The 8,941-nt window shown below is 73.2% G+C and carries 5 protein-coding genes; 4 read left to right on the forward strand and 1 reads right to left on the reverse strand.

Translation table 11 applies throughout. From position 1 onward, the window contains the following. The coding region (locus AC5LSR_RS21340; protein WP_493468898.1) for a sugar phosphate nucleotidyltransferase at positions 1-621 on the forward strand (621 nt) is incomplete at its 5' end. Here the strand turns inward: AC5LSR_RS21340 and AC5LSR_RS21345 are convergent. Then, on the reverse strand, positions 514-2,769 hold the full coding sequence (locus AC5LSR_RS21345; RefSeq protein WP_250290184.1) for a glycosyltransferase family 39 protein: 2,256 nt from the start codon (positions 2,767-2,769) through the stop codon (positions 514-516). The two genes, AC5LSR_RS21340 and AC5LSR_RS21345, sit on opposite strands and share 108 nt — an antisense overlap. Positions 2,770-2,949: 180 nt before the next feature. On the opposite strand from AC5LSR_RS21345, the gene rfbD reads away from it, so the two are divergent. The 3 genes from rfbD to AC5LSR_RS21360 all read left to right on the forward strand — a co-directional run bounded on the left by rfbD (position 2,950) and on the right by AC5LSR_RS21360 (position 7,637). Beyond that, entirely contained in the window at positions 2,950-3,849 is a 900-nt protein-coding gene (gene rfbD, locus AC5LSR_RS21350) for a dTDP-4-dehydrorhamnose reductase (RefSeq protein ID WP_250282394.1), read from the forward strand. A 118-nt stretch (positions 3,850-3,967) separates the two neighbouring features. After that, positions 3,968-5,671, forward strand: a complete 1,704-nt coding sequence (metG, locus tag AC5LSR_RS21355) for a methionine--tRNA ligase (protein WP_445548270.1) — start codon at positions 3,968-3,970, stop codon at positions 5,669-5,671. 181 nt (positions 5,672-5,852) lie between these two features. After that, positions 5,853-7,637 (forward strand): hypothetical protein, encoded by a 1,785-nt coding sequence (locus tag AC5LSR_RS21360; RefSeq protein WP_493468899.1) that lies wholly within the window; start codon positions 5,853-5,855, stop codon positions 7,635-7,637. Positions 7,638-8,941 lie beyond the last annotated feature (1,304 nt).

An 8,941-nucleotide genomic window follows, 5' to 3' on the forward strand; every position in this document is an offset into this window, starting at 1 on the left:
GTTGTGCGTCTGGTCGAGAAGCCCCGGCAGCCACCGAGTGATCTCGCCCTGGTCGGGGTGTACCTGTTCGGCCCGGCGGTCCATGAGGCCGTGCGGGCGATCAAGCCGTCCGCGCGCGGCGAGCTGGAGATCACCGAGGCGATCCAGTGGCTCGTCGACGGCGGTTACGAGGTCGCGCCGCACCTGGTCGAGGGCTACTGGAAGGACACCGGGCGGCTCGACGACATGCTGGAGACCAACCGGCACCTGCTGGAGTCGCTGGAGCCGGCCGTCCGCGGTGTGGTCGACGAGAGCAGCACGGTCGTCGGCCGGGTCGTGATCGAGGAGGGCGCGTCACTGGTCCGGTCCACCGTGCGCGGGCCGGCGATCATCGGCCGGGACACGAGGATCGTCGACTCGTATGTCGGCCCGTTCACCTCGATCTACCATTCGTGCGCCATCGAGGACACCGAGATCGAGTATTCGATCGTGCTGGAGCGGGCGACCATCCGGGGGATCGGGCGGATCGAGGACTCACTGATCGGGCGGGACGTCGAGGTCGTCCCGTCGGCGGCCCGGCCGCGGGCGCACCGGCTGATGCTCGGCGACCACTCCCGGGTCTCGGTCGCCACCACGCCCTGACGGCCGGGGCCATCGCCTGGCCGGGGAGCGCCGGCCGGTCCAGGGCCGCCGGCCGGGCCCGGGCCGACGCACCGTGGACAGGAGCGTGACGGACGTCCCGGCCAGTCGGGCGCCGGGCAGCGCGGACAGTTCGGGCGTCGCGGGCAGCGGCCCGGGGGCGCCCGGCTCCCCCGCGGGACATCGGCGGGCCTCACGGGCCATCTCGGCGACGGTGACGCAGGCGGTCACCAGGCAGAGGGCGAAGACGGCGATCGTCACCCCGACGGGGAACGGCGCCCAGCGCCCGACCGCGGTGACGATCTCGGCGACGTGCAGCGGGGGGACCGACTCGCCGCGCGGCAGCCAGTAGTACGCGCACACCGCCCACAGCGCCGCCGCCTGCATGACGAGCGCGCCGGCCAGCACGGCCGGACCGGCGGCCCGCTCGTGCCCGCGCAGCAGCCGGCCGAGGCCGGCGGTGGCGACGACGGCGAGGCCGACCACGCCCATGTACAGGTACCGGCCCTGGATGGCGATGCCCTGGGTGTACTTCAGGTAGTCCGAGTAGCTGCGCTGGCCCACCAGCAGGTAGGCCAGCAGGATCGGCATGAGCAGCACCAGCGGGCGTGCGGACGCGAACGCCCACGGCCGGGTGAACCGGTGTCCCCGGGATGCCCCGTCGGTGCTCCGGGAGCGGGCGACCGCCGCCAGCACGCAGCCCAGCACGGCCGTGGTCGCGATGACGATCACGGCCGGGGAGAGCTGGGGCGGCTCGAACATCCCGAGACCACCCCAGAACCGGCTGATGATGGTCCGCCAGAAGTATTCGTACCAGGTGTAGAAGGACTTCGGCAGCAGGACCGGTTCGCGCCGTGGAGGCTCTGTTGCCCATCCGTTGGGCTGTATGGCGTCGTAGAGGACGTAGTTGCGGACCCACCACCATCCGCCGGCGGCGCAGGCGATCCCGATCGAGAGCAGCGCCGGGTACACCGGCGGCGCCCGCAGCGCCCGGACGGGCAGGGCCCAGCCGCCACGGCGCGGGCTGTGCCGGCTGTGCCGGCTGTGCTGGCCGGACCAGCGGGGGCGGTGCGCGGGCCGGCGGAGGTGGTCGCCGACGGCCCCGGGGCCATCGGGCCGGGAACTGACGGGCTGGGGGCCGGGCCGGGAGAGGCCGCGGCTGGATCGGGAGGGGCCGTGGCCGGGCCGGTGGGCACGGCGGAGGCGGGCCCAGCCGACGAGATAGGCGGCGGCGACCACCACCACCAGGGGCAGGGCGAGCGACTTGGTGAGGAAGGCGAGCCCGAGCAGCAGGCCGACGCCCACCGCCGTCCGTCTTCGCATGTCGCCGGTGAGCACGCCGGCGAGCAGCGCGGTCAGCCCGCCGACCGACAGCATCAGCAGGCCGTCGTTGTTGAACGTGGCGCCGACCCGGGTGAGCCCGGGCACGGCCAGCGGTATCGCGGCGGCGGCCCGGGCCAGCGGCGCGCTGAGCCCGAACCGCCGGGAGGCCTCCCAGGTGAGCAGCGGCAGCGGGGCCACGACGATGATGTTCAGCAGGCGCAGTGCCCAGACCTGCTGGTCGTACGCCCAGCCCGAGGAGCCGGGCAGGACGGACAGCAGGGCGGCCCCGATCGCGTAGATCAGCGGTGGGTGCTGGACCATCTGGTTGGACAGCCGCCCGTCGGTGACCGGGGCGGGCCCACCGAGCGCGTCGAAGGACAGGCGCTGGTCACGGGGGGTCGGGTCGATCTCGGCGAACGGGGGCGCGCCGTCGCCGCGGCCACCCGACTGGAACATCTGGGCGTACCGGCCGCGGTCGAAGTCGTCCGAGGTCGCGGCGATCCCCGCGGCGATGATCCGTTCGCCGGGTGCCGGCCAGCCGGCGCCGTGCTGCAGGCCGTAGACCATGTCGACGTGCTGGGCCTCGTCGTAGCCCGTCCAGGTGGTGAAGGCGAACGAGTAGGTCAGCAGCAGGGCGATGTGGAGCATGGTCAGCAGCACGACCGTTCGCGGCGGCCGGGGCCGGCGGGCCGGTGGCCGGGGCGCGCTGGCGACGGGGATGCCGGCGCCGGGCCGTCCGCGGCGGGCGTCGGCCCCCGAGGCAGCCTGCCGCGGGATCCCGGCCGGCGGCCAGGCCAGTTTGATCTCCGAGTAGTCGACGATCGTCATCTCTCCAGGACGACGGCAGCCGGCCGCCGTTGGCCGGCTGAGCCCATAGTCAACGGGCCGCCCCCGAGTTTAACCGTCAATTGCCGTTGGCAATTGTGTGGATACTGTATGTGATTCCATGGGCAGTGGGTGCGCGTCCGGCCGGGTAACTGGGTCTGCGACACTTGCCGGGTGCGCGTGATGGTGACAGGAGCCGGTGGCCAGCTCGGGGTGGACCTGTGCCGGCTGCTGGAGGCGGACGAACGGGTCCACGCCTGGGCCGGGCTCACCCGGGCCGAGCTGGACGTCACCGACCCGGCGCGGGTGCGGGCCGTCGTCCGCGACCAGGCCCGGCCGGCGAGGATCCAGGGCGGCCTTGTGGTCGTGAACACCGCCGCCTGGACCGACGTGGACGGCGCCGAGTCCGACGAGGCCGGGGCCTATGCCGTCAACGCCGCCGCGCCGGCGCAGCTGGCCGCCGCCTGTGCGGAGGCCGGCGCGACCCTGCTCCACGTCTCGACCGACTACGTCTTCGACGGCACCGCGGACAAGCCCTACGAGACCGGCCACCCGACCGCGCCGCGCTCCGCGTACGGGCGGACCAAGCTCGCCGGCGAGCAGGCCGTGCTCGCGTTGTGCCCGTCGTCCTACGTGGTGCGCACGGCGTGGGTGTACGGCGCGTCCGGGCGCAACTTCGTCCGGACGATCGCGCGGCTCGCCCGCGAGCGCGACACCCTTGCCGTGGTCGACGACCAGCGCGGCTCCCCGACCTGGTCGGTGGATCTCGCCGCCGGGCTGATCGACCTGGTGGCCGCCGGTACCGCTGGTGCCGGCCGGGCCGCTGGCGGGCTTTACCACTGCACAGGCGGTGGCGACACGACCTGGTTCGGCTTCGCCCGCGCGGTCGTCGCCGAGCTCGGGATGGACCCGGAGAAGGTCAGGCCGACGACGACGGACGCGTTCCCGCGCCCCGCGCCGCGCCCGGCCTACTCGGTGCTCTCGCCCCGGTCGTGGACGGACGCCGGGCTGCGGCCGCTGCGTCCCTGGCGGGAGGCGCTGGCCGAGGCCTTCGCGCGGTCCGGCAACGCTCTGCGGGCCTGATCGGCGCCGCATCGTGGGCCCGCTCTGTGGGCCTGGCCACAGCCGCTGGCGTCCGGCGTCCGGCGTTGTTGGGAAACCCGGTCGAGAAGCGTCGGTGGCGAGCGCTACCGTTGGGAGCGTGACGACCAAGACCGGTGCTTCGCCCGCCTCGCAGGCGACCGAGACCAGTGGTGCGACCGTTGCGCGGGAGCGGGGCAGGCCTGTCCTGGTCGCGGTGGCCTGGCCGTACGCCAACGGCATGCCCCACCTGGGGCACATCGCCGGCGCCTACCTGCCGGCCGACATCTTCGCCCGCTACCAGCGGCTGGCCGGCAACCGGGTACTGATGGTGTCGGGCAGCGACGCCCACGGCACCCCGATCACCGTGCGCGCCGACATCGACGGGGTGTCACCGGCGGAGATCGTCAATCGTTACCATCCGGAGTTCCTGCGCATCTGGGACGACATCGGGATCAGTTTCGACCTGTTCACCTCGACGATGACGGACAACCATCGCGAGGTCGCGCAGGACGTCTTCGTCCGGCTGCGGGAGGCCGGCTACATCGTCCCCGAGGAGACCGTCCAGTTCTTCGACCCGCAGGCCGGCCGCTTCCTGCCCGACAGGTACGTGGTCGGGACCTGCCCGTTCTGCGCGTACGGCGAGGCCCGCGGCGACCAGTGCGAGAACTGCGGCCGCACCCTCGACCCGGACATCCTGCTCGACCCGCGCAGCAAGCTCACCGGCGCGGTCCCGGAGAAACGGGCCACCACCCACTTCTTCCTGCGGCTGTCCGCGCTCGCCGACGATCTGCTGGCCTGGCTGGAGACCCGCACCGGCTGGCGCCGGCACGTCATGAACTGGTCGTTGCAGTTCGTCAAGGACGGCCTGCACGACCGGGCCATCACCCGTGACCTGGACTGGGGTGTCCCGCTGCCCACCGACGAGCTCGGCCCGGGCAAGCGGATCTACGTCTGGTTCGAGGCCGTGATCGGCTACCTGTCGGCGAGCAAGGAGTGGGCGGCCCGCTCCGGCGACCCGGACGCGTGGCAGCAGTGGTGGCAGAACCCGGACGCGGCCAGCTACTACTTCGTCGGCAAGGACAACATCCCGTTCCACACGGTGATCTGGCCGGCGATGCTGATCGGCTACGGCGGGCTTGAGCTGCCGACGGACGTCCCGGCCAACCAGTACGTGACGTTCGGCGGGGCGAAGGCGTCGAAGTCCGCCGGGATCGGGCGCGGCGTCCGGGAGTACCTCGACCGGCTCCAGCCGGACGCGCTGCGTTACGCCCTCGCGACGGTGCTGCCGGAGCAGAACGACACCGAGATCACCGACGCGGACATCATCCGGCGGATCAACGACGAGCTGATCGCGAACTGGGGCAACCTGGTCAACCGGGTGATGGCCCAGATCGGCAAGCGTTTCGACGGGCGCGTACCCGAGGCCGGGGAACTCGACGGCGCGCACGCCAAACTGATCGACTCGGTGGACGCCGGCCTGGCGCGGGTGGGCGAGCTGATCGGGCGGGTGGAGCTGCGGGCCGCGCTGCGGGCCGCGATGGAGATCTCCGCCGAGGTCAACGCCTACCTCTACCGCGAGGAGCCGTGGAAGACGGTCAAGACCGACCCCGAGCGGGCCGGGCGCAGCCTGGCCGTGGCGATCCAGGCGATCTCCGGGATCACGACCGCGCTCGCGCCGTTCCTGCCGTTCACCTCCGCGCGCCTGGCCGACATCCTCGGCATCAGCCTGGACACCTGGGAGCGCCAGCCCGTACCGGCCGGCCGCGCACTGACCTGGCCCGGGGCGCTGTTCACCAAGCTCGACCCGGACGCCCTGGACTGACGCCCTGGGCGCTGGAACGACGTCCGCACCGCCACCCGACGACTGGGCGGCGGCTGTCCGGACGCCAGGCGACCGGCAGCGGTCCGGCCGGACACCTGGCGGGCGGACGCCTGCCGGCCGGACACCTGGCGGGGGGTCAGTGCCCGGTCGGTGGTCGAGCGTCCGGCCGGCGCTCGACCGGATGCGGGTTGGCCGGTTGCGGGTTGGCCGGTTGTCGGCCGGCCGGGCGGCGGGCTTCCGCCGGGCGGTGGGGGCCGCGGCGCGGCGGCACGCCGTCTTCGCCGGGATCGCGGTGGCCGGCGCGCTGCTGCGTGTGCTGGTCACCGTCGCCTACCCGCCCGCGATCATGTACCTCGGGGATTCGGCCGCCTACCTCGACCAGGCGTGGGCGGGGCTGTGGCCGGGGGACTGGCGGCCGTCCGGCTACCCGATGTTCCTGCTGCTCATCGACGGCCACGCCCATCTGACCAGGCTGGTGATCGTCCAGCATCTGCTGACGTTCCTGGCCGGCGCGGCCCTGTACGCCGTCGCGCTCCGCACCGTACGTACCGCCTGGATCGCCGCCTGCGCCGCCGCGCCGGCGTTGCTGTCGCCGTGGGCGCTCGACCTCGGCCAGTTCGTCCTCGCCGACAGCCTGTTCGGGACGCTGGTCGCCGGCGGAGTGATCCTGCTCGCCAGGCCGGGCCGACCCGCCGTACGAGCCTGCGCCGCCGCCGGGCTGTTACTCGGAGCATCCGTGACGATCCGCACAGTTGGTTACGGTCCGCTTGCCGTAGGTGCTGTCGCGCTGGTCGTCGTGACCGTCCGGACACGCGCTCGCCGCGTCGGCGCTGATGTCGCCGCCGATGGTGGCGGTCGTGCCGTTGGCGGGGCTGCCCGGGCCGGCACTGGTGGTGGGCTGGCGCGTCTGATCGCGTTCGCGCTTGCCGCCGCCGTGCCGATCGTCGGTTACTCGGCGTGGAGCATGGCCAACGGGGCTGCCTTCTCCGTCTCGGCGCACAGCGGCTTCTTCCTGTACGGGAGGGTGGCGCCGTTCGCCGACTGCGACGTCCTGTCCGGGCCGGAGCTGCGGACGCTGTGCGACCCGCGGCCGGTGGCGCGGCGCCCACAGCCCGACATGTACCTGTGGCCGGACGACTCGCCGCTGCGCCAGGGCAACGACGGCATCCCCGCCGGACGCGAGGAACTCGCCGGACGGTTCGCCGCCGAGGTCATCCGGGCCCAGCCGGCGATGGTGGCCACAACCACGGCGGCCTACCTGATCGGCTACTTCTCGCCCGTCCAGCATGAGAACGCGCGGACCTCGCGGGCGGCGACCTGGGAGCTGCCCACGGAGCTGGCCAACGTCCTGCCCGTGCAGAACCCGCATGCCGCCGACGGCCACTACGTCCTCACCGAGATCTCACGGCCGCTCGCCGGGAAGCTGGCGGCGTACAGCCGGCTGGGCTATCTGCCCATGCCCCTGGTCGGAGCCGGCCTGCTCGCCGGCGCCGCGGCAGCGGCGGCCGGTATCCGACGAGGCCGCGCCGGCCGGGTTCCCGTCGGACCGGGCATGGCCGGGCCAGCTCCCACCGGTTCCGGCCCGACCGGAGCTGGGTTGGCCGGAGCTGACGTGGCCGGGCCGGCTCTTACCGAAGCCGCCGTGGCCGGCTCCGGTTCGGCCGGGCCTGGGCGGATGTTCTGGCTGGCGTCCGGGGCAGGCATGTCCGTGCTTGTGCTCGCGGCGCTGACCGCCGGTTTCGACTACCGCTACCTGGGATCGGTCATCGGCCTGCTCGGCGCCGCCGCCGTGCTCGGCTGGACGGCTCTGACACGCGCGCTCATGCCGCTGCTTCGGCCGTCGCCGTCGCCGTCGCCGTCGCCGTCGTCGTCGTCGCCGTCGGTGTCGGTGTCGGTGTCGGTGTCGACGGAGGCGACGGTTGAGGCGACGGTGCCGACGGAGGCGTCGCGGGCGGGCAGCGGGTGAACGCGGTGATCTCGCCGGTCAGCGGCCAGGAGCGCCGGGTCGGCTCGTCCGGGCACCAGCCGAGCCCGACGAGCAGGGCGTGCAGGCCGCGGACGGCGTCCGGGAACACCAGATTGTAGGTGACCAGGTACAACGTGCCGGCCCGCGGGCGCCCGGCGAGAAACGGCGGGATCGAGGCGTCCCAGCCCAGCGGAGGCAGGACGAGCGTGTCCGCCTCGGCGACCGGTGGTCCGAGCGTGCCCGTCGGCGAACGGCTGGCCATCGTCGGACGGGCAGCCGTTGTCGAATGACCGGCTGTCGCCGGATGGCCGGCCGCCGTCGGGTAGCTCGTCATCGCCGGCTGGTCGGTCGCTGTCGGATGGCCGGTGTAGTAATGCGCGTAATACTGCTGGGCCTTGTACCACTGCCGTTCGTCCCAGCGTCCGGGGATCACGATCTGGATGTCGCCAGGCCCGGCCGTCCGCCGCTGGACGGCGACCAGCTCCCGCATGTCGCCGAGCAGCAGCGGGCCGGCCGCGCTCGCCCGGATCTGCCTGCCCCGCTGGGCCCCGACCGCCCCGGCCGCCAGGACGAACAGCACAACCGCGACCGCGAGCAACACAGCGATCACACGACCAGGCCCGAGTTCGCCCGGCCCTGCCCACAACCGGCTTGGCCCGGATTCGGCCGTCTGTGGCAGGGTTGGCCGAACCGGCGTTGGCGGAACCAGCGTTGGCCGATGCAGTCTCGACCGGAGCAACGCCGACCCACCGATGCCGGCGAGCACGTACAGTAACGGCAGCAGGAACAGGTTCGCCCGGACGAACCCGACCGGCCATCGTCCCGCCGCCGAGGCGAACCCGATCAGCGCCAGCGCCCCGCCGAGTGCGACCAGCAACGCCCGGCCCGCCCTGCCCCGCACCGCCACGACCAGGCCGACCGCCCAGCACACCAGCGCCCCGACGATCACGCACACGTGCAGCCGGTGATCCGGGTCGGCGAGCAGCGGCGAGCCGGTGAACGGCGAACCGAACTGGGCGTCCGGCCGGGTCATCGCCGCCGTGAACGCGTTGCGTGGCAGCTCCCACAGGGCCGTGCGTAACTGGCCGGCCGCGTTGTCCCGGGTGAGGAAGAAGTTCCGCCAGTACGGGTTCGTGGTCAGATAGCTCTGCGGCAGGACGAACAGCGCAAGATGAGCGAGCCCACAGCCGCCCACCAGCACGGACCCGGCCAGCCCCGCCAACATCGGGCGCCGCCCTGGGTTCTGCCAGGTGCTCTGTCGTGAGCCCCGCAGTGAGTCCCGCCGTGAGTCCCGCAGTGAGCCT

Source organism: Protofrankia sp. CiP1_Cm_nod4 (assembly GCF_982290645.1).

Coding starts and splice junctions, on each gene's coding strand:
- rfbD (WP_250282394.1), top strand. CDS start 2,950: ATGGTGACAGGAGCCGGTGGCCAGCTCGGGGTGGACCTGTGCCGGCTG.
- AC5LSR_RS21345 (WP_250290184.1), bottom strand. CDS start 2,769: ATGACGATCGTCGACTACTCGGAGATCAAACTGGCCTGGCCGCCGGCC.
- AC5LSR_RS21360 (WP_493468899.1), top strand. CDS start 5,853: ATGCGGGTTGGCCGGTTGCGGGTTGGCCGGTTGTCGGCCGGCCGGGCG.